Consider the following 26,377-nt stretch of genomic DNA (forward strand, 5'->3'; position numbering starts at 1 on the left):
GTCGCTGCGCTCCTGCAGGGTCTCAATTGTCTCGCTGATCCTCCCGGAGTCGGCCCCTTCCACTCCGTCTCTAATTTTAGAGTAGTGGATAATTTCTTCAACCATAAAATATAAAATGTGAAAGAGCTTGAGGCTTGATAGCTCATGGCTCTTCTAATCTACCAACAATAATTCTTTGCTTAAACACTTCATGATCAGATGCCTCATCTCGGGAAGCGATTTCCCCGCTAGCCGGCAACTAGTTACAGAAGCAAAACTGACTAAACGCACCCGAATCAATGGAATTTCACAGCCGCCAAGCGTAAGGGGGTGAGCCGACGCAATAAGACAGGGGATTTTCCTGGCTTATTGCCAAAGGCCAACCCAAAGCCGGGCGGCGAATACCAAGGTGAATCCCGAATCGAATGCAGAAACACTTCGACACGCAAACCCTAGCTATCTTCACTTCTGTTCTATTCGGGAAGCGATTTCCCTGCTAGCCGGAACTGAATACAAAAAGAAAGCTATATAAACTAGCATCATTCAATAAAATCTCTCAGCCGCCCAGCGCCAAAGGACAACCCAAAGCAGAGCGGCGAATACTAAAGCGACGCTTATATCAATACGCCAGAACATTTCCATACACAAAAACTCGCTATCTCATCTAAAGAACGCGCTCCATTGCATGCATATATTTTTAGACAATAAAAAATGGACTCTTCCGAAGAAGAGTCCATTGAAAGTTTAAGGGTTAATTAAGCTTTTGATACGTTAGTAGCTTGAAGACCGCGTTGGCCTTGCTCGATGTCAAAAGTAACTTCTTGACCTTCGTCAAGAGTTTTGAATCCTTCGCTTTGGATAGCTGAGAAGTGTACGAATACGTCGTCTCCGCCTTCGCGCTCGATGAAGCCGAATCCTTTTTCTGAGTTAAACCATTTTACTTTACCTTGTTCCATGTGTGTTTCCTCCTCGTATGCTAATGCATACATTGTATTACTATCCTTGCTCAAATCCTTCAGATAAAATCTGATACTTAATGAAAAGCCATCGAACAAAAATAATTCTTCCTTAGAATAGCACGGTACTCTTTGGAATGCAAGGGTTAAGTTCGGTTGCTTCTTTTTCCCGCCATTCGTTATAGTTGAATGAAGAGCGATAGGAGGGGGATCGATGCAGCGGATTATGGTGATTGGTGTGTCAGCGGGAACCGGCAAATCAACGTTTGCAAGACGTTTAGGAAAAGTGGCCAATCTGCCGGTACATCATTTGGATGCGTATTATTGGAAGCCGGGCTGGGTTGAAGCAGAGGAAAAAGAATTTCAGCACAAGCAGCAGGAGCTGGCGAACGAACCGCGCTGGATCATTGAAGGGAATTATAATAGCACGGCCGCTATCCGCTTGGCAGCTTGCGATGCACTTATCCAATTGCAGCTTCCGCTGTGGCGCTGTTTATGGCGTGTATTGAAAAGGCGTATCCAATACCGTAAACAAGCTAGACTGGATATGGCTCCGGACTGTCCTGAAAAGCTGGATTACGAGTTCTTGAAGTTTATTGTGACGACCTATCACGGGCGGCAAAAATCGCAACACCATTTAATAGAAGAATTTATTAGAAAGTATCCTGAAAAACAGGTGTATATCCTCCGTACACAAAAGGAAATTGAGGCTTTTTTGGAACAGGCCGGTAAATAGTTTCAATTTTACAGTCAATTGAAAAAACTTGAAGACGATGGATAGGGAACATGGTATTCTGATAGTACGAAAGAAACGAGGGGGAATGGGCTTTGAAAGACCGCCTATATGAAGGTACACTGACCAATGTGCGCATGCACAAACAGGTGCCAATGTATATGAAGCGCCTGTACCTAGAGGATTTGGCTGAAATCGAACGGGTTCAGCAAACGGTTATCGACTCGCTGCCAGAGAAAAATACGTTGCAGCCGCTGTCGACTGAAGAATTTCTGTTTATTTTGCAGCATAACGGGCTGATTGTCGGGGCTTTTGTAGAAGGAGAGCTAGTGGCTTTTCGGGCACTGCTCGTCCCCGAAATTGACGAGGAGCATCTTGGGCGCGATATCGGGCTTTCTGAAGAAGAGCTTGGCAACATGATTTATCAGGAAATTTCGGCTGTCGCTCCCGATTACCGTGGAAACCGCCTTCAGCAGAAATTGGCCGAAGTAGTGATGAAGGAATTGAAGAAGCTGGAGAAAAAATTCCGCTACGTGGCTTGCACAGTGGCGCCGATGAATATCCCGAGCCTGAAAGATAAATTTACGCAGCACATGCACATCGCTGCGTTAAAAAAGAAGTACGATGGCCTGGAACGCTATATCCTTGTAAAAGATCTCGAGCAGCCGAATGCAGATTACGGCAATCAAGTCACAGCACCGCTCGACGATCTGCAAAAACAGCAAGAATTACTAAATGAAGGATATGTTGGAATAGGCTTCCAGATGGTCAAAGGCTTTCATGCGCTGCAATTTGCCAAACCTCTTAGTTGATCGGTAATTTTTTTAAAAAAGCGACTCGAATTGTGGAACACTCCAGCGCTTTCCTGTAAAATTATCAGAAATTCACATAAATTTATCTTCAAGAGGAGTTACGATATGAAGTTGCAATTTGCACAAATCCCCGGGGTACGCATATTAAAATCATTCGGGCCAGAGTCAGCGGACATCCAAGCGATTGTCTATAACTCTTCGGCTGCACGGAATGGTTCTGCATTTTTTTGCGTCATCGGGGAAATTACAGACGGACATCTATACATAGAGCCTGCCATCGAAAACGGTGCGCAGGCGATTATCGGCTCCAATGAGGAAATTCTATCCCAGCAAGCCAAGCGTTATCCTTCTGTCAGCTTTGTGCTGGTGGCGGATGTGCGCAATGCACTCGCACACACTTCAGATTTCTTTTTCGGCTCGCCGCAACATGATTTGTTTAAAATCGGCGTGACGGGAACAAACGGCAAGACTACAACGGCTACCTATGTCCGCAATTTATTCAATTTACTGGGAACACCTTGTGGATTTATCGGCACAACGGGCGTCGAGACAGCTCAAGGCAAAGTGCCGTTCGAGAAAAGTACGCCAACCACGCCAATCGCTTCAGACATCCACCAGATTTTCTCCATGCTGGTTGATGCCGACACGAAGGCAGTGGCGATGGAAGTGTCTTCGACTGCGCTGGATCAGCAGCGGGTGGAAGGTATCATTTTCGATGTAGCCATCCACACGAATTTATCCGAGGAGCACCTTGAATATCATAAAACTTTTGAACATTATCGGGAGTCTAAGTTGAAGTTGTTCGAGCGTGCGAAAGCAGCTGTCGTCAATCTCGACGATCCCGGTTTAAGCGGTGGCATTTTAGCAGTGGCGGATTACCCGGTGTTGAGCTATAGCCAAGATCCGTCGAGCGGTGCTGACCTGATTTGGGGAAATTACAGCGCATCTGCACAAGGCATGCGTTTTGAGTTGAATTATAGAGGCGATATCCGGGTGATCGAAGCTCCATTATTCGGGGATTACAATGCCGCGAATTTGACGGCGGCGATTGCGACAGCCTTACACGCTGGGCATTCAATCGACCAAATCATTGCAGTCTTGCCGGATATGCCTCAAGTAGAAGGGCGTTTTCAAGTGATCAGAGGCCCTGAAGAGCGGACCATCATTTTGGATTATGCCCATACGCCAGTCGCGATCGATGCGGTCTTGACGGAAGCCCGCAAATTACCCCATCGCCGCTTGATCGCGCTTATTGCCGGAATCGGTATCCGGGATTTTGCCAAGATGCCGAAAATGGCAAAAGCGTCTGAAGGGAAAGCGGATGTCTTGGTCGTTACAGTTGACCATCCGGGTTACAACGATCCGGAAGAAGTTGTTTCGGAAGTGATCAAAGGCTTCAGTGTCCCGTACATGCAAAAAGTGCTGAAAGCGCCAACGCGCAAACAGGCAGTGGAAAAAGCGCTTGCAGAAAGCGGGCCGGAAGACATCATCTTGCTGTCGAGCGGCTGCATCAACGGCGCCCAGATCATCAAAGGGGAACATATCCCGCATTCAGATGAAGCGATAATCGAAGCGTTTTTCTCGAGCAAAACCGGGGGATTTTAGCGGCGAGGGTCGCTTTTTTCGGGTGGAATGTGTTTAATAGAAGAGAAGCTAATTAAAGACTAAGAATTGGAGTGAATGGAATGCAGTATCGTACAGAAAAAGACACGATCGGTGAAATTCAAGTTGAAGCTGACAAAATGTGGGGCGCGCAAACTCAGCGCAGCGTCCAAAACTTTGCCATCGGAACAGAACGTATGCCCCATGAAGTGGTTATGGCATTTGCTCAATTGAAAAAAGCGACAGCTAAAGCGAATCACAAGCTCGGCAAGATGTCCGACGCAAAAATGCGCGCCATCGAAACAGCTGCGAACGAAGTGATCGAAGGCAAATGGAACGATCATTTCCCGCTCGTCGTTTGGCAGACAGGAAGCGGCACGCAGTCCAATATGAACATGAACGAAGTATTGGCGCGCCGCGGAAACGAAATCTTGACGGAACAAGGATCGGATGAAAAACTTCACCCGAACGATGACGTCAATATGTCCCAAAGCTCGAACGATACATACCCGACGGCGATGCACGTTGCCGGCGTTCTAGCGGTTACGGAGCAATTGATTCCAGCGGTCCAGAAATTGAAAGCGACTTTGGATGAAAAAGCGAAGAAATTCGACGATGTCATCAAAATCGGCCGCACGCACTTGCAAGATGCCACACCGCTTACACTGGGCCAGGAAATCAGCGGCTGGCGCCATATGTTGGAGAAAAGCGAGCGCATGATCAAAGAAAGCGTCGAGCATATGCGTGAACTTGCGATCGGCGGAACAGCTGTCGGAACGGGCATCAACGCAGACCCGAAATTCGGCGGCTATGTTGCGGAATTCATCGCAGAAGCGGTGGGCACGGAGTTCACTTCAGCGGAAAACAAATTCCACGCACTGACAAGTCACGATGAAATGGTTTACGTGCACGGTGCGGTCAAAGCACTTGCAGCGGATGCGATGAAGATTGCCAACGACGTACGCTGGCTCGCAAGTGGCCCACGCAGCGGCATCGGCGAAATCACGATTCCGGCAAATGAGCCGGGCAGCTCGATTATGCCAGGAAAAGTCAACCCGACACAAAGCGAAGCCTTGACGATGGTATCGGCCCAGGTCATGGGCAACGACGCTGCGATCGGTTTTGCGGCAAGCCAAGGGAACTTCGAACTCAATGTCTTCAAACCGGTCATTGCGTACAATTTCCTGCAATCAGTCCGCCTGTTGACGGATTCACTTGTTTCTTTCAACGATAATTGTGCAATCGGCATTGAAGCGAACTTGGACGTCATCGAGAACCATGTGAAGAATTCCTTGATGCTTGTCACTTCACTCAACCCGCATATCGGCTACGAAAAAGCGGCAGCGATTGCTAAGCAAGCACATAACGAAGGCACGACGCTGAAAGAATCAGCAGTCAAGAGCGGCCATTTAACGGCGGAGCAATTCGACGAATGGGTGCGCCCAGAGAATATGGTAGGAAAATAATGCAAACAGCCGGGAGTTTCCCGGCTGTTTTTTTGTGGAACAAGGAGTTTCAGGGTAGGAAATAGAAGTAGAGGGAACGAGGAAACGAAAAAGCAAGACACAAGAAATTACAGAAGAGGTGCAGTATGCAAAAACCATTTATTACATCATGGAGCGGCGGCAAAGACTCCGCATTAGCATTTTACCGGGCGGTTCAGCAAGGGCATGTGCCGATTGCGTTGTTCACCATGTTTGAGGAAGACGGAGAACACTCAAAATCCCACGGGCTGAAAAAGCAGATCTTGGAAGCACAAGCGGAACGGATGGGCTTGCCTTTAGTGATTGGCGAAGCCGACTGGGCAGGATATGAAGAGGAATTTATTCGCCACTTGCAGAATTTCAAAGAACAAGGCATCGAAATGGGTGTGTACGGGGATATTGACCTGCAGGATCATCTTGATTGGGTTGAAAAAGTCAGCAAACAGGCAGAACTCGATGTCTTGCATCCCTTATGGCAAGAAGCCCGCCGGTCACTGTTGGAAGAACTGGTCGAAGAAGAGTTTAAAGCCGTCATTACAGTGGTGGATACTGCGCGTGTCGGAGAGGAGTTTCTCGGGCGCATTTTCACCCGCGGGCTGATCGAAGAGCTCGAGGCACTCGGCATCGATGCTTGCGGAGAGGAAGGGGAATTCCATACCACATTAGTAGACGGCCCGATTTTTGTTGAACCGTTGCCAGTGGAGTTCGGAGACATCGTGCGCAACGGCCAATACGCGATGCTTGAAGTGAAACTTCAAACAGGGGAGTGATGGAATGTGATCCAGATCATCAGTGTAGAAGAAAAGCATATCCGCCAAATGTCTGCATTGCTTTCAAAACGCCAGGCGCGGGAGCGGAAGATTTTCCCGTATCTGCCGGATAAGTTCGAGGAAATCGATGAAGCGGAGATTGTCATCCGCAAATTGCTCGAGCGCCCATATGTCAGCGGAGTGGTCGCTGTCCGTGGCATTGATGTGATCGGATACCTGGTTTATGAATTCAAGGAAGAAGCGCATCGCGGACGCTATGTGTGGATGGATTATGAATCAATTGCCATCAGTGAGCATGAACATCCGCGCCTGTTGCGCTTATTATATGCGGATGCTGGAGCGGAATGGGTGAAGCATGGCTATTTCCACCACGTGTTGATGGCGCCGCTTGGAGATGAAATGGTGTTCGAGCAATGGCTAGATCAAGGATTCGCCTTCGAGCAAAAATATGCGATTCTGTCGCTGGATGATTACGAACCGAAAAACGGAACGCTGCCTGAACTCGAATTTCGGCGCGGCACGAAAGCGGATGCGCCGCTTTTGAAAAAAATGGCGGTGTGGAACAGCATCCACCAGGCAGCCGCACCTTCTTGGCATCCAATCACGAGAGAAACGATGGAAAACGTCCAGAAAAGCTATGTCGCACTGACGGAAGACGAAGAAGCCTATCTATGGCTCGTTAACCAAGGTGAACAAGCTGCCGGCTTCCATGTTTATTTCCGCAAGGAGGACCCTTTCAGTTTGGTGACGCCCGAGAATTGCGTGGAGCTGCCAGCTGCTTCGACCAACCCGGATATGCGAAGCCGCGGCATCGGCAGAGCACTGGCAAACTATTGCTTCGGCGAATTGAAGAAAGAGGGCTATGATTATATTTTTGCCGACTGGCATACGCCAAACCAAATGGCTTCCTATTTCTGGCCGCGTATGGGTTTCCAGCCCGTCATGGTCCGGATGTCGCGCCAAATCGATCCACGCATTTCATGGGCGCACGGCCACGACTGAACAGAGAGCATCGCTTTGCTTGCTCAAGGAAATTAGCTTCGTTATACTCGTAGGCGTGTTGGAAATGATGATATTTCCCAAGCCTTTCCTGAAAAAACTACATTTCTTTGTAGTTTTTTCTTTTTTTGTGGTTATAACAAGCAAGTCAAAGGGAAGGGAAAAAGGGATTAAATAATTGAGGGGGATTCGATGAAAAAGAAAGGCTTGATCGATTACCGGATTTTTCTTCCGGCTTTGATCATCATCATCGCAATCAGCGTTCCACTCGCGCTTTATGAAAGCCGTTCATTGGAATTGCTGAATGGGATTTTTACGACGATTGTTGAAGTATTCAGCTGGGGTTATCTCTGGTATGGCATTATTTTGGTAGGAGCGGCATTGTATTTTTCGTATTCCAAATATGGCGATATCGTTCTCGGCGATCCAGCAGAAAAGCCGCGCTTGACTTTGTTCGAGTATGCATCCATCTTGATCGCCATGGGGCTCGGTTCCACAATCATGCGTACCGGCATGTTGCAATGGACATCCGTGGCGAACAACCCGCCGGCCGGCATGGAGGCGGGTTCACCGGAATCGATTTTAATGGGCAATGCTTACAGCATGTTCTTATGGGGCTTCCAGGTATTCGCGATCTTTGTCATGATCGCCCCGGCGATGGCTTATACGCTGCACGTTAAGAAAAAGCCGATGATGCGCATGTCAGAAGCAGCACGTCCGGTGTTTGGCGATAAATTGGCAGACGGCTGGGCAGGGCGCCTGCTCGATGTCTTGTTCTTGCTCAGCATCATGACAGGGGCTGCGGTTACGCTCGGTCTGGGCGCACCGATCATCACGTATAATATTTCTGCGTTAATGAACATTGATGTAACGTTCGGGTTAACACTCGTCGTCACGATTGTCTGGGTAGCGCTGTTTTCCGTCAGTGCTTACCTTGGCGTGGAAAAGGGTATCAAGCGGCTCAGTACCTTCAATATTTATTTGGCGGGAGCCTTTACTGTCTTCATTCTCTTGGCAGGGCCAGGAGTCTTTATCCTGAATTATTTCTCGGACAGCGTTGCGTCGCTGTTTACGAATTACTTGAGTTTTTCACTCAATACGGACTCAGTTTACCAAGGCGCGGCGTCGCATGTGCAAAGCAATACGGTGTTTTGGTTTGCTTATAGTGCCACATGGGCGATGCTGCATTCGGTGTTTGCGGCCCGTATTTCAAGAGGGCGCACCATCCGCGAGATGATCATGACCTATCTATTGGCGCCTACGCTGTTGTCGTGGATTGCCACAGGTGTTCTTGGTGGGCTCGGCGTCCACCGTTATTTGACGGGTGAACTGCCGATTTTGGATATGGTGAAAGAAGACCGGATGGCAGTCATTCCTGAAATTCTTTCGACCTTGCCGCTTGGCGGATTGGCGATTGTGATTTTCATCATCGTCGCGCTCATCTTCCTGACGACCACACTCGACTCGACGACTTACACGATTGCTGCTTATACGAGTACGCTTGATATGAGCAAAAATGAACCGCCGAAAATTTTGCGCATCCTGGTTGCCGGCATCATCACCGTCATTTCACTGGTGCTCATGAGAATCGGCGGCTTGGCACCGCTCGAAGTGGTGTCTGGCTTGATGGGCTTGCCGATCATTTTCATCACCTTCCTGATGATATATTCGGCGAAAAAAATGATGGACCAGGACCGTGCATGGCTCAACAATGTGCGAGATAAGGAAACGCCGTTGAAGCGGTCAAAACAGAAAACGAAAAGTGAATAACTAATTGAATTATTAGATAGACCTGGCTTTCATCTTCACATGGAAGCTGGGTCTTTTTAATGCAAGAACTTGGATAGGACAAGGAAATTCTGGACAAATTCGATTTTAACGTGGAAGATAAAAGTATCGCTATCGATTTCACAGGTGGCTATCTCTGTGTTAACGCACGAGCACGCCAAATGACTGACTCATTAAAGGGGAGTGTTGAGAAGTGTACAAGAAAATCCTACTCGCTGTGGATGGTTCCGACCATTCAGTCCGTGCAGCTAAAGAAGCCGTGAAAATAGCAAAAGGATCAGATGATTCACAGATTACGATCGTTTTCGTCGCGGATCACGACAACGCGAAAAACGAAGTGCTTCACAGCGGCAGTTCCGCGGAGCTGGATTTCCAACGCCGCAAGAAATTGCAGCCGGTCGAAGAAGCGATCGCATCGGAGAACATCAAATACCGCGTCGAGATCCTTCATGGGACGCCGGGCCCGACGATTGTCGATTTCGCCAATAAGGAAGCGTTCGACATGCTCGTGATCGGCAGCCGTGGCTTGAACTCCTTGCAGGAGATGGTGCTCGGCAGCGTCAGCCATAAAGTGGTCAAGCGCGCGAACTGCCCGGTACTGATCGTAAAATAAGAAAAAGGGCTCCCAGGTGGAGCCCTTTTTGCTGTAGCAGGCAGAAGGGAGAACTAGGTGAAACAGACTGCGCCAATACATACGCCGTTTTATTACGGCTGGGTCATCGTCGCGATTTCGGCGTTGTCGTATTTCTTTTCGGGACCCGGCCAAACCTTTTCCAATGCCATTTTCATCGATTATTATATTGAAGAGTTCGGATGGAGCCGCTCGACGGTGTCAGGGATCTATTCTGCGGCCACTTTGCTTGCTGGTTTCCTGATCTTTATGGTCGGCAGGCTGGTCGATAGCCAGGGAGCACGCAAGATGGCGGTCATCATTTCCAGCTTGCTGGGGCTCGCCTGTTTGTTTAACGGATTGATCGCCAATACTTTCATGCTGTTTATCGGCTTCTTTTTGATTCGCCTGCTTGGGCAAGGCTCGATGTCACTCACGCCGAAGTCGCTCGTGCCGCAATGGTTCATCGCCAAAAGAGGGCGGGCTCTCAGCCTCGCAGCACTCGGGGCGATGGTCGGTTCTGCCGTCTTTCCATTGCTCAATGTGTGGTTGATCGAAACTTTCGATTGGCGCATTGCGTGGATGCTGCTCGGCGCGTCCGTGTTGGTTATTTTTACGCCGCTCGCGTTTTTGCTGATCCGCAACAAGCCGGAAGATATCGGCTTGCGTCCTGACGGGGAAGTGATTCCTGAAGGGGAAACCGCAGAGAAGAGTTTGTCGGCAGATATTAGCTGGACCGTGAAAGAAGCGCAGAAAACCCGCGCCTTTTGGTTGCTGCTGTTTTGCGTCGCAACGCCAGCCTTGGTGAACACGGGAATCACGTTCCATTTAGTATCGATTTTTTCACAGCAATCACTGACGCCTGAAGCTGCAGCGACCGTGCTGAGCTTGATGGCGGTCGTCGGATTTCCGGTAACGTTTTTGGCCGGCTATTTGTTGGATAAAATTGAAGTGCGCTGGATGCTGGTCGCCTTGTTTGCCGGAGAGATCATTTTCATTTTGCTGCTCCAGCAAGCGACGGTTCTGTCGTTAGCAATCTTGTTCGGCGTCGTATGGGGAGCCGTATCAGGGATTGAGCGGGTCACGTTGAGCATTGTCTGGCCCAATTACTACGGCCGCCAGTATATCGGCAGCATCAGCGGCATCGCCATGGCGATCATGGTCATCGGCTCTGCCTTAGGGCCCTTGCCGTTCGGCTTGTTTTACGATTTCCTTGGCGGCTACGATGAAGCATTAAGCTTCCTGCTCATCATCCCGGCTTTAGCAATCGTCGCTTCCATCCTGGCAAAACCACCCGTGAAAGAAGAGTTGAAAACCGGACAATAGAAAAAGAGGGTTGAAGAAGTCTATAATCCGCTATGAATGAAAAAGGAAATCACCATTTCTACATTCAAAAATCAATGACTTAGCTAAGTATTTGGAGAAGCGTTTGCTCGACTCCTGTGGGACTAGCGGGTTTGAGAGACCCCGCAGGAACGAAGTGACGAGGAGGCTCGATTCCCGCCCCACGGAAAGCGAGCGATAAGCTTCGGGAAATACGACTTCTTACCTTTTCGACAGCCTGAAAAAAAGAGCGCCGAGGCGCTCTTTTTTTAATTCTCCAAATAACGATACAAAGTGGATTTGCTGATGCCGGTCTGTTCTTTGATTTCGGCCAAGCTATAGGACTTGCTTTTATACATTTCGATCGCTTTTTTGACATTGGCATCCGGCTTGCGCGGGCGCCCGGCGTGCATGCCTTTTTGCTTGGCTTCCGATAAGCCCGCTTTGGTCTTCGCGCTGATGGAATCGCTCTGGAATTCGGCGATGGATTTCGCGATGTCCAAAAATGAAAACGACGTGCCTTTTGCAGTGTCGATATTTTCTTTAACGGCATGAAGGAACGCGCTTTTTTCTTCGAGCGCTTCAACCAGGTCCACCAATTGGCGGGTTGAATCTGCCAGCACATGGAGTTTCATTACTATGATGCGGTCTCCAGGGCCGACAGCTTCGAGCATGCGTTCCAGCTCGATCCGCTGTTTCGGGGAACTGTGGAATTCTATATGGATCACATCGCAGCCGAATTCTTCAAACAGGGCACGCTGCTTTTGACAATCTAAATCTTCTTCAATGGCTCTTGCGTAACCGATTCGCACGTAAAAAACTCCTCGCTGTACAAAGTGAATATATTATAACATATTAATTTTTTTGTAAAAACGGACCCAAAAAGGTTCCATTAATGGAGCGTCGGTGCTAAACTATTTTCATTGTGAAAAAATAAGGTTTCCAGTACATGAAGAAACTTTTAAATAAAGAATAGAGGAGCACGAACACGTGAAACAAAGTCTTAAAACCCAATGGTTCGGGAATATCCGCGGCGATATATTGTCAGGGATTCTCGTCGCCATTGCGCTTATTCCGGAAGCCATTGCCTTCTCCATCATTGCAGGGGTCGATCCGATGGTCGGCTTATACGCTTCCTTCAGCATTGCGGTCATCATCGCTTTCGTCGGCGGGCGTCCCGGCATGATTTCGGCCGCTACCGGCGCGATGGCGCTATTGATGGTGCCGCTTGTCCGTGACCACGGGCTGGAATACTTGCTCGCTGCGACGATTTTGACAGGGGTCATCCAAATCCTGTTCGGCGTTTTTAAAGTGGCAAGAGTGATGAAATTCATCCCACGCGCTGTCATGATCGGCTTCGTCAACGCGCTGGCCATCTTGATTTTCATGGCTCAAGTGCCGCATTTCATCGGCATCAACAATATGACCTATCTCTTCGTGGCCATCACACTGGCCATTATCTACATCGTGCCGCGCTTTTTCAAAGCCATCCCGGCCCCGCTCATTGCGCTGGTCGTATTGACGGCAGTGGCCATCTATACTGGCTTAGATTTGCGGACCGTGGGCGACCTCGGCACGATCAATCAGACGCTCCCGAGCTTCCTATTGCCGGATGTGCCATTCAATTTGGAAACCTTGTCGATCATCTTCCCGTACTCACTTGCGCTGGCGATTGTCGGCTTGCTTGAATCGCTCTTGACGGCGAATATCGTCGACGACATGACCGATACGACAAGCGACAAGAACAAAGAAGCCAGAGGGCAAGGAATCGCCAACTTCGTCACCGGTTTCTTCGGCGGAATGGCGGGCTGTGCGATGATCGGGCAATCGGTCATCAACGTCAAGTCGGGCGGCCGCGGCCGATTGTCGGCACTCGTTGCCGGTACGTTCCTGATGTTTTTGATCATCGTGCTCGGCAATGTCGTCGTACAGATCCCGATGCCGGTGCTTGTCGGCATCATGATCATGGTATCGATCGGCACATTCGACTGGGCTTCGTTCACTTACTTGAAAAAAGCACCGAAGACTGATTCGATTGTTATGGTTGCGACGGTCGCCATCGTTGTCTATACGCACGATTTATCGATTGGTGTACTAGCAGGCGTTTTACTGAGTGCCATCTTTTTCGTCTCGAAAATTTCCAAAATCAAAGTGGAAAAGCGTTTGCTCGATGCGACGCAATACCGTGTCGAAGGCCAATTGTTCTTCGCTTCGGTTGAAGATTTCCTGGAGAAATTCGATTTCGATATCGAACGTGAGAAAGTGATTATCGATTTCACGGATGCCCATATTTGGGACGATTCCGGCGTCGGCGCCGTCGACAGGGTCGTGCTGAAGTTCCGCGAAAATGCCAATGAAGTGGAAGTGACCGGCCTGGATGCAGGAAGCCAGAAACTGATCGATCAATTGGCGATCTTCAAAAGCTCGAATGCTAAACTACCTACCCATTGATGAAATTATAGAGAAGCCCGTCCTTTCAAAAAGGACGGGCTTCTTTGCGTCTGGACACATCAGCGGGATCAAATAATAAAAAAAGATGTAAAGCGTTCGCTTTTTAGAAATATTTTCTATTTAAACAAAATTTTTATACTATATAATAACCGTAAATAGGTTTTATTGGAAAAGAGGTATTCATTGTGAAAAAAACAATCATTGGTACAGCGATCGTGTTGCTGTTATTGCTATCACCATTCATTATCTGGCTGTTTCAAGGAAGCGAGCCTTTGAACGTGGCGATTGTCGATAAGACCGTCCCGTCGGAAAATTACCGCGAACATAAAGGGCTGACTTGGGTCTTGAACCATAACCGTTTTGTCAAAGAGGATGAGTCGGACTACCGCGCAGATACGGATTACTTCGGTTTTATGCCGGATGAAAACGACAAGGATTATGAAATTCGGGGCATCGAGGAACTCGGATCGGGCTATGATTTGATTTATTTGGCTGATGCCTACGGGGTATATGAAGACGATCTCCCTTGGCAAGAGGCCAAAGGTGAACGCTCCGAGCTCATCTATGGCGGCTTGGAGATGGCTGAATGGCAGGCGATCAAGCAGCAAGTAATCAATACGGGCAGTGATTTAGTCGTTGAATTCAATACATTCGCTTCCCCGACAGATGCTGATGTCAGCACGGATATGGAAGAATTTTTAGGCATTAAGTGGAGTGGCTGGAGCGGCCGCTATTTTCCTGACTTAGCAGGTGCCGAGGTGCCTGCATGGATCGTCCAGAATTATGAACAGGAGGCAGAAGAATGGCAGTTTACGGGCGGAGGGTTCGTGCTTGTTGAAGATGCCAGTGGCGAGATTGTTGTGTTGTCTGAAGAGCGGGGCGATATCGAAAATGCTGGACTGCATGTGAAATTCACAGAGCCTGGGCAAACGGCTTTCGGTCTTCAGGAAAGTCCGACATTCGATTATTGGTTTGATATCAATGAAGTGCAAGGACAGACCGAAGTGCTTGCCGAATACGAATGGTCTCTCGGCGAACAAGGCCAAGCGGCGCTTTCCGAACGCGGGATTCCGGAGAATTTTCCGGCCGTCATGCACACGACTGTAAATGATGCGGACGTCTATTATTTTGCTGGCGACTTCGTTGACGTCGAGGATGTGCCGTCATTCTACCAATACGGGGGGCTTGCTAAGATGCGGGATTGGATGTCATTTGGCGGCAACGATAGTTTTTATTGGAAAACGTATGTGCCAATGATGGAATCGATTCTTGCGGACAGTTCAGGAAAAGAACAGGAAACGCCGTCACAAGTGTCGTCGGCAGCTGAAAAAGACGGGATTTCCTATCCATCGCGTGTAAACGGCGAGCAGTTTGAAGTGTTCGAAGATGGCGAGTGGAAAGAATTCACCGTCAAAGGCGTCAATATGGGCATGGCAAAACCCGGCACATTCCCTGGCGAAGCAGGGATCACCCGCGAGGAATATGACCGCTGGTTCAAGGCAATCGGGGAAATGAACGCCAATGCGATTCGCGTCTATACGCTTCACCCGCCTGCTTTCTATGAAGCATTGGTCAAGTACAATGAATCAGCCGAAACGCCGCTCTATGTCTACCACGGTGTATGGATTGATGAAGGGCCGCTAGAAGAAACCTTGGATGCGTTCACGCCTGAAATTACGGAACGCTTCCAGCAAGAGATGAAAAAAGTGGCCGATGCCGTTCATGGTGATGCTGAAGTTGATGAAGAACCGGGGCATGCTTCCGGAACTTACACGGCAGACATTTCCGATTACGTCATCGGCTGGATGATTGGCATTGAATGGTATCCGTTTACAGTCGACGAGATGAACCGTAAATATCCGGATCTTGGCGAGTTTTCGGGCACATATATCGAAACCGAAGATGCCAATCCGATGGAGTACTGGATTGCGGAGCAGCTGGACGTTTTAGCTGCCTATGAATACGAAACCTATGACAGCATGCGCCCGCTCAGCTTCACGAATTGGGTGACGACCGATAATATCGACCAACCGGCAGAGCCGAGTGAACAAGAAGACTTGGCGACGGTGGATCCCAACCATATCCGTGCGATCGGTGAATTGGCCGAAGTAGGCATGTTTGCTTCGTATCATGTCTATCCATACTATCCGGATTTCCTGAACTTAGAAGAGAAATACACGGAATTTATCGACCACCGCGGCGAGCGCAATAATTACGCGGGGTATTTACGTGATTTGAACGAATCGCATGATATGCCATTGTTGATTGCGGAATTCGGTGTGCCGGCTTCAAGGGGCATGACCCATAAAAACCCATTCGGCTGGAACCAAGGCTTTATTTCCGAGAGTGAGCAAGGGGAAATCGCCAGCCGTTTGTATGAAGATATCCTCGAAGAAGGAATGCTTGGCGGTTTGGTGTTCACTTGGCAGGATGAATGGTTCAAGCGCACATGGAACACGATGGATTATGACAATCCAGATGAGCGCCCGTTCTGGTCCAATGCCCAAACAAACGAGCAGCAATTCGGCTTGTTGAGCTTCGACCGCCATAAAGTGAAAGTCGACGGCAAAGACGATTGGCAGGATGGATCGCTGCTATATGAAAAAGAGCAAGGCGCCTTGCGCTCGTTATCGATGGATTCCGACGAGCGTTACGTGTACGTCAAAGCGGAGTTCGATCCACAAGAGGAGTGGTGGAATGAAGACCGCTTGCGCTTGTACTTCAGTGTGCGGGATGATCAGGGAATTCAAGTAGCAGAGGACTTCCTTGCTGATTTCGAGCTTTCCATCGATGGGGAAAAAGCGGCGCTTAAAGTGGCCGGCGATTACGACACCTTCTATTATGATTACTACGAGCGGCTGGAGATGATTCCAAAAGAGCCGGATATTGAAAACAACTTCCATCCGATGCGCCTGGCATTGAACAAGGAATTCACGCGCCCGGATACGGGGGAAGTCTACCCTTTCGAGTATTATGAGACAGGGAAGCTGCGCTTTGGCATAGCCGATCCTAAAGACGATCAATACGATTCATTGAATGACTATTATTATTCAGAAGAGGACGGGATTTTGGAAATCCGGATTCCGTGGATGCTGTTGAATGCGAAAGACCCGGCGAAAAAAGAGTTCACGGGCGATTTGCAAAAAGGCGGCATAGCGGCGAGCATGACAGTGGAAGGCATAAAAGCTGCAGCGCTTCTTGAGAATCCGGACGGAAAAGAACTGGAGTCGATGGGCTTGGACAGCAGCAAGCTTTATTCATGGGAAGCATGGGGGTTGCCGCAAACGCGGGAACGCTTGAAAGAATCCTATTACATTTTGCAAGAAACGTTCAAAAATACTGAGTGAAGAAAAGACCCGATATCGGGCTGCCCGGAACCGTTAGGAACAACTAACGGCCTTGAGGCAGTTCGTACTGGGTCTTTTTTTATTGTGAACAGCTGAAGCAGGAGCAGAGCCTCGGCTATTTCATTTATGAAAAAACAATTGAAAATAATTCTCATTTAGTTCTTGAAAGTGTTTTTTATTCTGCTATACTAATAAATGTGGTTAAGTGATAATGATTATCAGTATCATCTGATCGTTGAAGGGAGCGATTTTTCAAGAGTCACCGACGAAAGATTACATAATGCACAACGGATGTCCACCATCCAATAATTTCAATAGAAGAGGAGACGGAAAAAATGAAGAAATGGATAACAGCAATTTTGGTATTGATGATGTTTGCAGTTCTCGCAGCTTGCGGGGCAGAAGAAGAGGCGACAGACAGCCAAACGGCGGATGCACAAACAACGGAAACGGTGAAAGTGACGCATGAACTGGGCGAGACGGAAGTTCCGAAAAACCCTGAGAAAGTCGTCGTGTTCGATTTCGGGATCCTGGATACACTCGATCAATTGGGAGTAGAATCTGTTGCAGGTGTTGCACAAGGAAATATTCCTACATATTTGGAGCAATACGAAGACACTGAGAAATACGAAAACATCGGCACATTGAAAGAAGCGGATTTTGAAGCGATCCACGCCATGGATCCGGACTTGATCATCATCTCCGGCCGCCAAGCGGAAATGTATAATGAGTTCAGCGACATCGCACCGACTATTCACTTAGGCGTAGACACAACGGATTATATGAACTCGTTCACAACGAACATGGAAACGGTCGGGGAAATTTTTGGCAAAGAAGCGGAAATTGAAGAAGAGCTTGCAGCTATCAACGAGCAAATCGAAGGCATTAAAGAGAAAACAGCGACTTCTGATGAAAAAGGCTTGATCGTTCTGGCCAATGAAGGAAAAGTCAGCGCATACGGAGCAGCATCACGCTTCGGTATCATCCATGACGTGTTTGGCGTCAAACAAGCGGACGAAGGCATCGAAGCGTCTACGCATGGCCAAAGCATCACGTATGAATACATCCTCGATACGAACCCGGACATGATGTTCGTCGTCGACCGCAATGCAGCAGTAGGCAATGACGCAAGTGCGAAAGATTCATTGGAGAATGAATTGGTCCAGAAAACGAACGCTTATCAAAACGATAAGATCATTTACTTGGATCCGGATTATTGGTACCTGTCCGGCGGCGGACTGCAGTCTGTCAGCGAAATGGTCAACGCTATCGAATCTGCATTTTAAGTATCAAAGCCCCGGCATCGCCGGGGCTTTTCTCAATCATAAGGAGGAATGAGGGTATGGAGGAAATCAATTCTTATATCAATAAAGTGTTTGTCGAGCAAGACGAGGTGCTGGAAGGGGTGCTTGCCGCCATTAACGCACAAGGCATGCGGCCGATTTCGGTATCGCCAGCGTCTGGAAAACTGCTGACGATGCTCGTGGCAATGACGGAAGCGGAACGGGTATTGGAACTCGGCGCACTCGGCGGCTATAGCGGGATTTGCCTGGCGCGGGGCTTTGGCGAAAAAGGCCATTTGACTTCACTGGAATTGGAGCAGGACTATGCCGAACTGGCAAACGCCCATCTGGCAAAAGCAGGATTCGGCAGCCAAGTCAATTATCTGACGGGCCCTGCCTTGGACAGCTTGGCGCAGTTGAAAGGCCAGAGGCGAACATTCGATTTCTTTTTCATCGATGCTGACAAGGAGAATTACGAAAACTATTTAGCCGCTTGCTTGGAACTTGCAGAAAACGGGGCATTGATTGTCGCCGATAATGTACTGGCTGGGGGAAGTGTGGCAGAGGCGGGTGAAGAGCGTCAGCACACCGAAGCGATGAAGAAGTTCAACGGAACGGCTTCAAGACATCCACAATTGGAGTCGATCCTGCTGCCGGTCGGTGATGGATTGCTCGTAGCAAGAGTGAAAAAATGACAAAAGGACGGAAGGATCTCACGCCTTCCGTCCTTTGCTATATAAATAGAGCAGAATTTATTCGTATTTGCGGAAAAAGGCAAGCGTGCCGTCGATGATCCGCTGCTGGTCGTGATCAAGCGTCGCCACATGGTAGCTATCCGGCATTTCGATAAGGTCTTTTTCTTCAGATGAAATATGCTCAAAAATGAATGTTGAATTAGCCGGCGGAACGACATGGTCTTCCGGCGAGACGAACAGCAGTGTAGGGCAATGGATGGCCGACAGTTTTTTTCGGACCAAATCCATGAAGGACAGGATCTCCTTAACGGAAGCGACCGGTGTTTTGTCGTAGGCAAGCTCAGTGATTCCCGGTTTTTTGATATCGGATCCGATGGCGTCCAAAAAGCGCACATCCTGCAACTCCTTAACGCCCTCCATGTCTGGAACTTCAACAGCAGCGTTGATCAAGGAAATGGCAACGATCTCCGGATGGTTTTCCGCCATATAAAGCGCGAGCGTGCCGCCCATCGACAAGCCAGCCACGAAAATCTTATCACAGCGCTCCGACAGCCAAGCGTAGGCCTCCTCGACAGAAGCGATCCAGTCCTGATACGTGCTGGTTTCCATATCTTCATAATGCGTCCCATGCCCTTTAAGGCGCGGGGCATAGACGCTATATCCTTCGTTCGCGAAAGCCTCAGCAAGCGGGCGCATGCTTTGAGTCGTGCCGGTAAAGCCGTGGGATACGAGAATTCCTGTTTTCCCGCCTTGTGAAATGAACGGCTCTGCGCCGGGAAGAACATCAAAATCGTGTGTCATCCAAAAACCTCCTTTTAGGTAGTCCTTAAGTATTCGTTGCTTTTTGGGAAAGTCCTGCCCATTCAACTGCCTCAAAAAGGAATGCTATACTAATGGAAGAATAATCAACTGGGGGAGATCGCGTGCAAAAAGTACAGGAATATACGCAATTGATCGAGCAGTTCGAGAACGGCCCTTATTTCCAAATGCTCGGTTTTGAAATCGACCGGGTAGAGTATGGCAAGGCGTCCATGCGTTTGAAGAAAAAACCTGAAAATGACAATATGCAAAATATGCTGCACGGCGGCGCGATCATGTCGGGAATCGATATCGTCATGGGGCTTGCCTCGCGCTCGCTCGGAAGCGATGCGGTTTCGACGATTCAAATGGAAGTTCGTTTCATCAAAAGCTTGGCGGAGGGAACGGCCATTTTCCACGCTGAAATGCTGCATCAGACGAACAGTACAGCGGTCCTCACAGGGCGCGTCGTCAGCGATCAAGATGAATTATTGGCCTATAGCACAGGCACCTTCAAATTATAAATTTCAATAGCCCCTTTTCGCATCTGGCGAAGAGGGGTTTTTTGATTGGCTGCAATTGGAAGCCGTTCTCTTGACCCGAAAGCGGCTGCTTGTTATAATTACTTTTAATTAAAGATATTTTAATTCGAAATAAAGAGGTGAAATAAATGGAGTTCTCCAACCAGAACCTGAAAGCTGTGACGGTTTTGATTCGCGCCGCGGATGCGGTCCATGACGCCATCAAGCGCGATGTTGCGGGATATGGCTTGAACGCGACCGAATTCTCGGTGCTCGAACTGCTCTACCATCAAGGCCGGCAACCGATACAGGCAATTGGCAAGAGAGTGTTGATTGCAAGCAGCAGCATCACCTACGTGGTCGATAAGCTAGAGCACAAAGGGTATGTCGAACGAGAAGCATGCAAAGAAGACCGGCGTGTAACTTATGCGCTTTTGACTGACGACGGCCAGGAATTGATGAAGCGGATCTTCCCTGAACATGAACGGCAGATGGATAAAGTGTTTGCCGGGCTTGAGCAAGAGGAAGTAGTGGAGTTGATCGAGAAGCTGAAAAAAGTCGGCTATGAAGCACAAGATAGTATTGAACCGAAAGATAGAATATTAAAAGACAAGGAGCGGTATGCATGAACGAATTGAAAGGGATCCACCATGTAACGGCGATTACGAGCAGCGCCGAGAAGAATTATGAATTTTTCACGTATGTATTGGGCATGAGATTGGTTAAGAAAACGGTGAACCAAGATGATATCCAAACCTATCACTTGTTTTTCGCTGACGATAAAGGCTCGGCCGGGACGGATATGACTTTCTTTGATTTTCCTGGAATCCCGAAAGGCTCTCATGGCACGAACGAAATTTACAAGACGGCTTTCCGTGTGCCGACGGACGAAGCGCTTAGCTATTGGGAAAAACGTTTTGACAAATATGAAGTAAAGCACAATGCCATAACCGAACAATTCGGCGTGAAAACTTTGTCGTTTTCCGACTTCGATGACCAGCAGTATATGCTTGTATCGGACGAGAACAACAAAGGCGTACAAGCGGGCACGCCGTGGCAGCACGGCCCGGTCCCACTTGAATTTGCCATCGCCGGCCTTGGCCCGATCCATATCCGCATCGGGCAATTTGATTACTTGAAGGAAGTATTGGAAAAAGCGATGCATATGCGTGAGATTGCCAACGAAGGGCCGCTTCATTTATTCGAGATGGGCGAAGGCGGAAACGGTGCGCAAGTGATCGTCGAACATAACGCAGACTTGCCATCCGGCCAGCAAGGTTTCGGCACGGTGCATCACGCCGCCTTCCGCGTGGCGGACCGCGAAGCATTGAATGAATGGATCGGCCATATGCAGGAAATCGGCTTCTCGACTTCCGGCTACGTCGACCGTTTCTTCTTTGAATCGTTGTATGCACGGGTCGCACCTGGTTTATTGTTTGAATGGGCAACAGATGGCCCGGGCTTCATGGGCGATGAGCCATATGAAACGCTTGGGGAGAAGCTTTCTTTGCCGCCGTTTTTAGAGCCGAAGCGTGAACAGATCGAAAGTATGGTGCGCCCGATTGATACGGAGCGCAGCACGAAGGATATCGAAAAAGAATACCTATAAGGAAAATTCGGCACTGCTCACAATGGGCAGTGCTTTTTTGCAGGTAGGAGGAAAGAATGTCCAAAAAACTGAAATAATGGGACGGTTTTGGGAACTTATCCCACTTATGTACGTAAGTATAGATAGTACAAGGAAAGGGGAGAACGGCGATGCCGAAATGCCGAAATTGCGGAACGATATGGACATGGGGGCAGACCGTCTGCAGATTGTTCACACTCGGGGATAGCTTAACTTGCCCGTCTTGCCGGCAGGAGCAATTCATGACGATGGAATCTCGGAAAAAGACCAGCTTGTTCGTCTTCGCCGCTCCGCTCATCATGTTCATTTCGGTCGCTTTCGGCATCGATCCGTTCGTTTCCCTCGCCTTATTTCTGGTTTCCTTTTTAGTGATCATGGGCATTTACCCATTCTTTATCGAATTGACAGACGAGCGTGGGCCGATGTGGTGACTAGTGAAATCCGAGTTTCTTTCTAGGGATTCAGTTGCCTGCGCGCAACAAATGAAGATTCTTTTCTGGACAGCCCCCTGAGCTTGCGCTAAACTTACAGATAATCATCTATAGCGTTCTTCGGGGTCGGGTGAAATTCCCAATCGACGGTAACGGAGCAATCCGAAGCCCGTGAGCCTTTCGGGGCAGGATTTGGTGCAAGTCCAAAGCCGACAGTCAAAGTCTGGATGGGAGAAGAACCGTCAAACAGCCTACTAGCAATCGCTTAGGTTTATTTGATATGCACTTTCAAGGCCCCTTTCTTTTACGAAAGGGGCCTTTTTTGCATACTGTGGATGATCAACTGAATAGTATTCCTTCGGGGTCGGGTGAAATTCCCAATCGACGGTAACGGAGCAATCCGAAGCCCGTGAGCCTTTCGGGGCAGGATTTGGTGCAAGTCCAAAGCCGACAGTTAAAGTCTGGATGGGAGAAGGAAGAACACGGAAATTATAGAGTTTTCTATAGTTCTATTTCCTATTGTCTTCTAACCCATTGGCTAATCAATGGGTTTTATTTTGTTCTGAAAGGTGTGATCAAGTGGACGATCAGCAAATCATGAAGCACGCACTGGAGTTGGCGCGATCAGCTGCCGGGCAGACTTCCCCCAACCCTCTTGTCGGGTCGGTGATCGTCAAAGATGGCCGCATCATCGGCATGGGCGCGCATCTGAAAGCGGGACAGGCGCATGCAGAAATCCATGCGCTGAATATGGCAGGCAATGAAGCACGAGGCGCAGATATATATGTGACGCTGGAGCCTTGCAGCCATCATGGCCGGACAGGGCCTTGCGCAGACGCGATTATAAAAGCCGGCATCCGCCGTGTCGTCGTCGCTGTGCTTGACCCGAATCCGCTCGTTTCGGGCCAAGGCATCCAAAAGCTTGAAAATGCCGGGGTTATTGTAGAGACCGGTGTCTGCGAGCAGGAAGCTGCGGAGCTGAACCGGATGTTTTTTACCTTTATCCGCAAAAAGCGGCCATTCGTCACATTGAAGCATGCCATTACGCTAGACGGCAAAATCGCTGTTCGCGGCGGGCGTTCCGAAAAAATTACAGGGCCTGAAGTGCAGCGCGACGTCCACGAACTGCGCTTGCTGCACGACGCCATCTTGGTCGGCGCGCAGACCATTGCACTCGACAACCCCCGTTTGACCAATCGGTTTGCTGACTCCCCGAAGCAGCCGATCCGCGTCATTTTGGATCGCCAGCTGCGCATCCCATTAGAGAGCCATGTCATTCAAGTACCTGATGCCCCTACTTGGATTATCGTCGGATCAAGAGCCGATATCGACAGCCGCGGCGCATTTCCTGAGCATGTCCGAATTCTGCAACTGGACACGCCGGATGTGGAAATCGCCGCTGCACTGGAATTGCTGGCCGAGCAGAAGGTGTTATCTGTCCTTGTGGAAGGCGGGCAAAAAATCAATACCGCTTTTTTGAAAAGCGGTTTGGTGGATGAAGTTGCTACGTATATTGCGCCGATCATTCTCGGCGGCGAAGGAACCGTTTCCGTCTTCGGCGACCTGCAAACCAGTTCTGCGTCAAACGGCATTCGCTTGGAGACACAAAAGGTGGAGCACCTTGGAACGGATCTGAAGATCATCTCCACCTTAAAGGAGTGACACAAATGTTTACAGGAATTATAGAAGAAAAGGGGCAACTCGCGGGGATCAAGCGCGGCGCGTCCAGCATGGAAATGACGATCCGTGCAAATGTTGTCTTAGAAGAAACAAAAATCGGCGACAGCATTTCAGTCGAAGGGGTCTGTTTGACCGTGACTTCGTTATCAAGCGGCCGTTTCACGGTGGATGTCATGCCGGAAACCTTCCACGGCACGACGCTTTCTTCACTTAGTACATCCAGTGCCGTCAATCTGGAACGTGCCATGGCGGCGAATGGCCGTTTCGGCGGGCATCTTGTCGCGGGCCATATCGATGGGGTCGGCAAGATCTTGCGCAAGCGCCCACAGGAAAATGCCATGTATATCGATATAGCGGCGCCTCCTGAATTGCTTGCGCAGTCGATCGTTAAAGGATCCGTCGCAATTGACGGCATCAGCTTAACGATTTTCGAACTCAGCGAAAATCATTTGACCGTTTCGCTCATCCCGCATACGGCGGGAGAAACAACTTTGGGCAGCAAAAAAGTAGGTGATTCGGTCAATCTCGAGACCGATATGTTTGGAAAGTACGTGCAGCGTTTTATGGAGCATGCGCCAAAACAACCGATGAACGCCGATTATTTGCGGCGCCACGGATTTTAAAGGAGCAAACCGATGCTAAATACAATTGAAGAAGCAGTAAAGGATTTGCAGGCAGGAAAAGTCATTATTCTAGTAGATGATGAATCAAGGGAAAACGAAGGCGATTTTGTCTGTCTTGCAGAACATGCGACGCCTGAAAACATCAATTTCATGGCAACGCATGGCAGGGGGCTTATTTGCACGCCGGTCTCGCCGGATATCGCATTGCGTTTGAAACTCGACCAAATGGTCAGCCATAACACTGACCATCACGAAACGGCATTTACCGTCAGCATCGACCATAAAGATGCCAAGACGGGAATCAGCGCCTTTGAACGGTCGGACACCATTTTGCAGATGCTCAATACAAAAGCTGTGCCGCAGGATTTCAAACGGCCGGGGCACGTCTTCCCGCTTGTCGCAAAATCGGGCGGCGTATTCCAGCGCCAAGGCCATACAGAGGCGTCAGTCGACTTGGCGCGTCTTAGCGGCAGCGAACCGGCAGCGGTCATTTGTGAAATCATGAATGTTGACGGCACAATGTCACGCATGCCGGAACTGGAAAAGCTGGCAGATGAATTCAATTTGAAACTTATTACCATCGAGGATCTCTATGCGTACCGCGCGGAGAAAGACCCGATTCTCAAGCGGGAATCGAGTGTCCACATGCCGACCGACTTCGGTGAATTCCGCATGGTGGGTTATTCCAACCGCCTGGATACAGAAGAGCATGTCGCCATCGTCAAAGGCAATCCCGAGTCGGTGGAAGCACCGATTGTGCGCATTCATTCAGAGTGTTTGACCGGTGATATTTTCCACTCGCGCCGCTGTGATTGCGGGGCGCAGCTTGCGAAATCGCTTGAATTGATCGAACAGGCAGGCGCGGGCATCGTCCTCTATATGAGACAGGAAGGGCGCGGCATCGGCTTGTTGAACAAGCTGAAAGCGTATGAGCTGCAAGAACAGGGCTTGGATACGGTCGAGGCTAATGAACAGCTCGGCTTCCCTGCGGAAATGCGCGATTATACATTGTGTGCTTTGATGCTGAAAGACCTGGGCGTGTCGCGCGTCCGGCTGTTGACGAACAATCCAGCCAAGACAGCTGCGCTTATCGAATACGGCATCGAAGTGGAAGAACGGCTGGCGCTCGTCATCCCGCCAACTGAAGACAATACGCAATACATGAAAACGAAAAAACAACGGATGCATCATCTAATCGACTAAGGAGTGTTCATAATGGAAACAGTTTACGAAGCAAATTTGATCGGATCGGATTTAAAAATAGGGATCGTTACAGGCAGATTCAATGATTTCATCACCTCGCGCTTGTTGGACGGCGCCGTCGACGGCTTGGTGCGCCACGGCGTAAATAAGGAAAACATCGACACTGCGTGGGTACCGGGGGCATTTGAATTGCCGCTGGTCGCGAAGAAAATGGCGGAAACAAAAAAATACGATGCGGTTATCGCACTCGGTACCGTGATCCGCGGTTCGACGACGCATTACGATTACGTCTGCAGCGAAGCGGCAAAAGGCATTGCGCAAGCCGGCATGTCGACAGGCGTTCCGGTCATTTTCGGCGTGTTGACGACGGAAACGATTGAACAGGCGATTGAACGCGCTGGCACGAAAGCTGGAAACAAAGGCTACGAAGCGGCAGTTTCTGCAGTTGAAATGGGCAATTTGATGAAAGCATTCGACTGATCCAAAAGAGCTGAAAACAGGTTTTTGATTGGCGGAATGGGCCAGATATTTTCTGGGCATCCATCATTTCACACAAGTGAATAATTAACATGAGCCTGCATTCTTTTATGAATGCAGGCTCATTTATTGGTGGCATTTATCTTGATACAACAACATACTGTTGGAATTTCAGCCTATACTAC

The 26,377-nt window shown here is 49.2% G+C and carries 24 protein-coding genes and 2 riboswitches; of the genes, 21 read left to right on the forward strand and 3 right to left on the reverse strand.

Annotated elements, in window-relative coordinates:
• Positions 1-734: 734 nt before the first annotated feature.
• Positions 735-935 carry a cold-shock protein gene (locus tag DFR62_RS13460; RefSeq protein WP_058381906.1) on the reverse strand — a complete coding sequence of 67 codons (201 nt, stop codon included), beginning with the start codon at positions 933-935 and terminating at the stop codon, positions 735-737.
• A gap of 214 nt (positions 936-1,149) precedes the next feature.
• Here DFR62_RS13460 and DFR62_RS13465 point away from each other — a divergent pair, with 214 nt between their 5' ends.
• The 9 genes from DFR62_RS13465 (at position 1,150) to DFR62_RS13505 (ending at position 11,059) form a co-directional block, all read left to right on the forward strand.
• Positions 1,150-1,671 (forward strand): P-loop NTPase family protein, encoded by a 522-nt coding sequence (locus tag DFR62_RS13465; protein ID WP_121300860.1) that lies wholly within the window; start codon positions 1,150-1,152, stop codon positions 1,669-1,671.
• A 134-nt stretch (positions 1,672-1,805) separates the two neighbouring features.
• Positions 1,806-2,480 carry a hypothetical protein gene (locus tag DFR62_RS13470; protein ID WP_121300996.1) on the forward strand — a complete coding sequence of 225 codons (675 nt, stop codon included), beginning with the start codon at positions 1,806-1,808 and terminating at the stop codon, positions 2,478-2,480.
• 105 nt (positions 2,481-2,585) lie between these two features.
• Positions 2,586-4,085, forward strand: coding sequence for a UDP-N-acetylmuramoyl-L-alanyl-D-glutamate--2,6-diaminopimelate ligase (locus DFR62_RS13475; RefSeq protein WP_121300861.1), 1,500 nt, complete (start codon positions 2,586-2,588; stop codon positions 4,083-4,085).
• 80 nt (positions 4,086-4,165) lie between these two features.
• Positions 4,166-5,548: a class II fumarate hydratase gene (gene fumC, locus DFR62_RS13480; protein WP_121300862.1), complete on the forward strand. Its 1,383-nt coding sequence runs from the start codon at positions 4,166-4,168 to the stop codon at positions 5,546-5,548.
• 125 nt (positions 5,549-5,673) lie between these two features.
• Entirely contained in the window at positions 5,674-6,336 is a 663-nt protein-coding gene (locus DFR62_RS13485; protein ID WP_121300863.1) for a Dph6-related ATP pyrophosphatase, read from the forward strand.
• Positions 6,337-6,342: 6 nt separating this feature from the next.
• Positions 6,343-7,338: a GNAT family N-acetyltransferase gene (locus DFR62_RS13490; RefSeq protein WP_121300864.1), complete on the forward strand. Its 996-nt coding sequence runs from the start codon at positions 6,343-6,345 to the stop codon at positions 7,336-7,338.
• A 189-nt stretch (positions 7,339-7,527) separates the two neighbouring features.
• Positions 7,528-9,105: a BCCT family transporter gene (locus DFR62_RS13495; protein ID WP_121300865.1), complete on the forward strand. Its 1,578-nt coding sequence runs from the start codon at positions 7,528-7,530 to the stop codon at positions 9,103-9,105.
• A gap of 211 nt (positions 9,106-9,316) precedes the next feature.
• Entirely contained in the window at positions 9,317-9,736 is a 420-nt protein-coding gene (locus DFR62_RS13500; RefSeq protein ID WP_121300866.1) for a universal stress protein, read from the forward strand.
• Positions 9,737-9,793: 57 nt separating this feature from the next.
• A complete protein-coding gene (locus DFR62_RS13505; RefSeq protein WP_121300867.1) occupies positions 9,794-11,059 on the forward strand; it encodes an MFS transporter in 1,266 nt (421 codons plus the stop codon).
• A 266-nt stretch (positions 11,060-11,325) separates the two neighbouring features.
• On the opposite strand, the gene DFR62_RS13510 is transcribed toward DFR62_RS13505, so the two are convergent.
• Entirely contained in the window at positions 11,326-11,868 is a 543-nt protein-coding gene (locus DFR62_RS13510) for a recombinase family protein (RefSeq protein ID WP_121300868.1), read from the reverse strand.
• A gap of 178 nt (positions 11,869-12,046) precedes the next feature.
• On the opposite strand from DFR62_RS13510, the gene DFR62_RS13515 reads away from it, so the two are divergent.
• The 4 genes from DFR62_RS13515 (at position 12,047) to DFR62_RS13530 (ending at position 18,832) form a co-directional block, all read left to right on the forward strand.
• Positions 12,047-13,507, forward strand: coding sequence for a SulP family inorganic anion transporter (locus tag DFR62_RS13515; protein WP_121300869.1), 1,461 nt, complete (start codon positions 12,047-12,049; stop codon positions 13,505-13,507).
• A gap of 185 nt (positions 13,508-13,692) precedes the next feature.
• Positions 13,693-16,854 (forward strand): hypothetical protein, encoded by a 3,162-nt coding sequence (locus DFR62_RS13520; RefSeq protein WP_121300870.1) that lies wholly within the window; start codon positions 13,693-13,695, stop codon positions 16,852-16,854.
• 335 nt (positions 16,855-17,189) lie between these two features.
• The gene (locus DFR62_RS13525; protein ID WP_121300871.1) at positions 17,190-18,140 is read left to right on the forward strand and encodes a siderophore ABC transporter substrate-binding protein; all 951 of its coding nucleotides are present in this window, start codon (positions 17,190-17,192) and stop codon (positions 18,138-18,140) included.
• A gap of 56 nt (positions 18,141-18,196) precedes the next feature.
• Complete coding sequence (locus tag DFR62_RS13530) at positions 18,197-18,832, forward strand: O-methyltransferase (RefSeq protein ID WP_121300872.1); 636 nt, start codon at positions 18,197-18,199, stop codon at positions 18,830-18,832.
• 57 nt (positions 18,833-18,889) lie between these two features.
• Here DFR62_RS13530 and DFR62_RS13535 read toward each other — a convergent pair whose 3' ends face one another.
• Complete coding sequence (locus DFR62_RS13535) at positions 18,890-19,633, reverse strand: alpha/beta hydrolase (RefSeq protein WP_121300873.1); 744 nt, start codon at positions 19,631-19,633, stop codon at positions 18,890-18,892.
• Between the two features lie 122 nt (positions 19,634-19,755).
• Here DFR62_RS13535 and DFR62_RS13540 point away from each other — a divergent pair, with 122 nt between their 5' ends.
• From DFR62_RS13540 to ribH, 8 genes are all read left to right on the forward strand, one after another.
• Positions 19,756-20,154 carry a PaaI family thioesterase gene (locus DFR62_RS13540; protein ID WP_121300874.1) on the forward strand — a complete coding sequence of 133 codons (399 nt, stop codon included), beginning with the start codon at positions 19,756-19,758 and terminating at the stop codon, positions 20,152-20,154.
• Positions 20,155-20,300: 146 nt separating this feature from the next.
• Complete coding sequence (locus DFR62_RS13545; protein WP_121300875.1) at positions 20,301-20,780, forward strand: MarR family winged helix-turn-helix transcriptional regulator; 480 nt, start codon at positions 20,301-20,303, stop codon at positions 20,778-20,780.
• Positions 20,777-21,760, forward strand: a complete 984-nt coding sequence (locus DFR62_RS13550) for a ring-cleaving dioxygenase (protein WP_121300876.1) — start codon at positions 20,777-20,779, stop codon at positions 21,758-21,760. Before DFR62_RS13545 ends, DFR62_RS13550 begins: the two co-directional genes overlap by 4 nt.
• 149 nt (positions 21,761-21,909) lie before the next feature.
• Positions 21,910-22,209, forward strand: a complete 300-nt coding sequence (locus tag DFR62_RS13555) for a TIGR04104 family putative zinc finger protein (protein ID WP_121300877.1) — start codon at positions 21,910-21,912, stop codon at positions 22,207-22,209.
• A gap of 112 nt (positions 22,210-22,321) precedes the next feature.
• Positions 22,322-22,452: riboswitch (FMN riboswitch) on the forward strand.
• Between the two features lie 107 nt (positions 22,453-22,559).
• Positions 22,560-22,690: riboswitch (FMN riboswitch) on the forward strand.
• Positions 22,691-22,788: 98 nt separating this feature from the next.
• Positions 22,789-23,871: a bifunctional diaminohydroxyphosphoribosylaminopyrimidine deaminase/5-amino-6-(5-phosphoribosylamino)uracil reductase RibD gene (ribD, locus tag DFR62_RS13560; protein ID WP_121300878.1), complete on the forward strand. Its 1,083-nt coding sequence runs from the start codon at positions 22,789-22,791 to the stop codon at positions 23,869-23,871.
• Positions 23,872-23,876: 5 nt separating this feature from the next.
• On the forward strand, positions 23,877-24,512 hold the full coding sequence (gene ribE / locus DFR62_RS13565; RefSeq protein WP_058381886.1) for a riboflavin synthase: 636 nt from the start codon (positions 23,877-23,879) through the stop codon (positions 24,510-24,512).
• A gap of 12 nt (positions 24,513-24,524) precedes the next feature.
• Positions 24,525-25,715: a bifunctional 3,4-dihydroxy-2-butanone-4-phosphate synthase/GTP cyclohydrolase II gene (locus DFR62_RS13570; protein ID WP_121300879.1), complete on the forward strand. Its 1,191-nt coding sequence runs from the start codon at positions 24,525-24,527 to the stop codon at positions 25,713-25,715.
• Positions 25,716-25,727: 12 nt separating this feature from the next.
• A complete protein-coding gene (ribH, locus tag DFR62_RS13575; RefSeq protein ID WP_101189424.1) occupies positions 25,728-26,195 on the forward strand; it encodes a 6,7-dimethyl-8-ribityllumazine synthase in 468 nt (155 codons plus the stop codon).
• The last annotated feature ends 182 nt before the right edge of the window (positions 26,196-26,377 follow it).

This window comes from Planococcus citreus, from assembly GCF_003664125.1.
Lineage (GTDB): Bacteria > Bacillota > Bacilli > Bacillales_A > Planococcaceae > Planococcus > Planococcus citreus.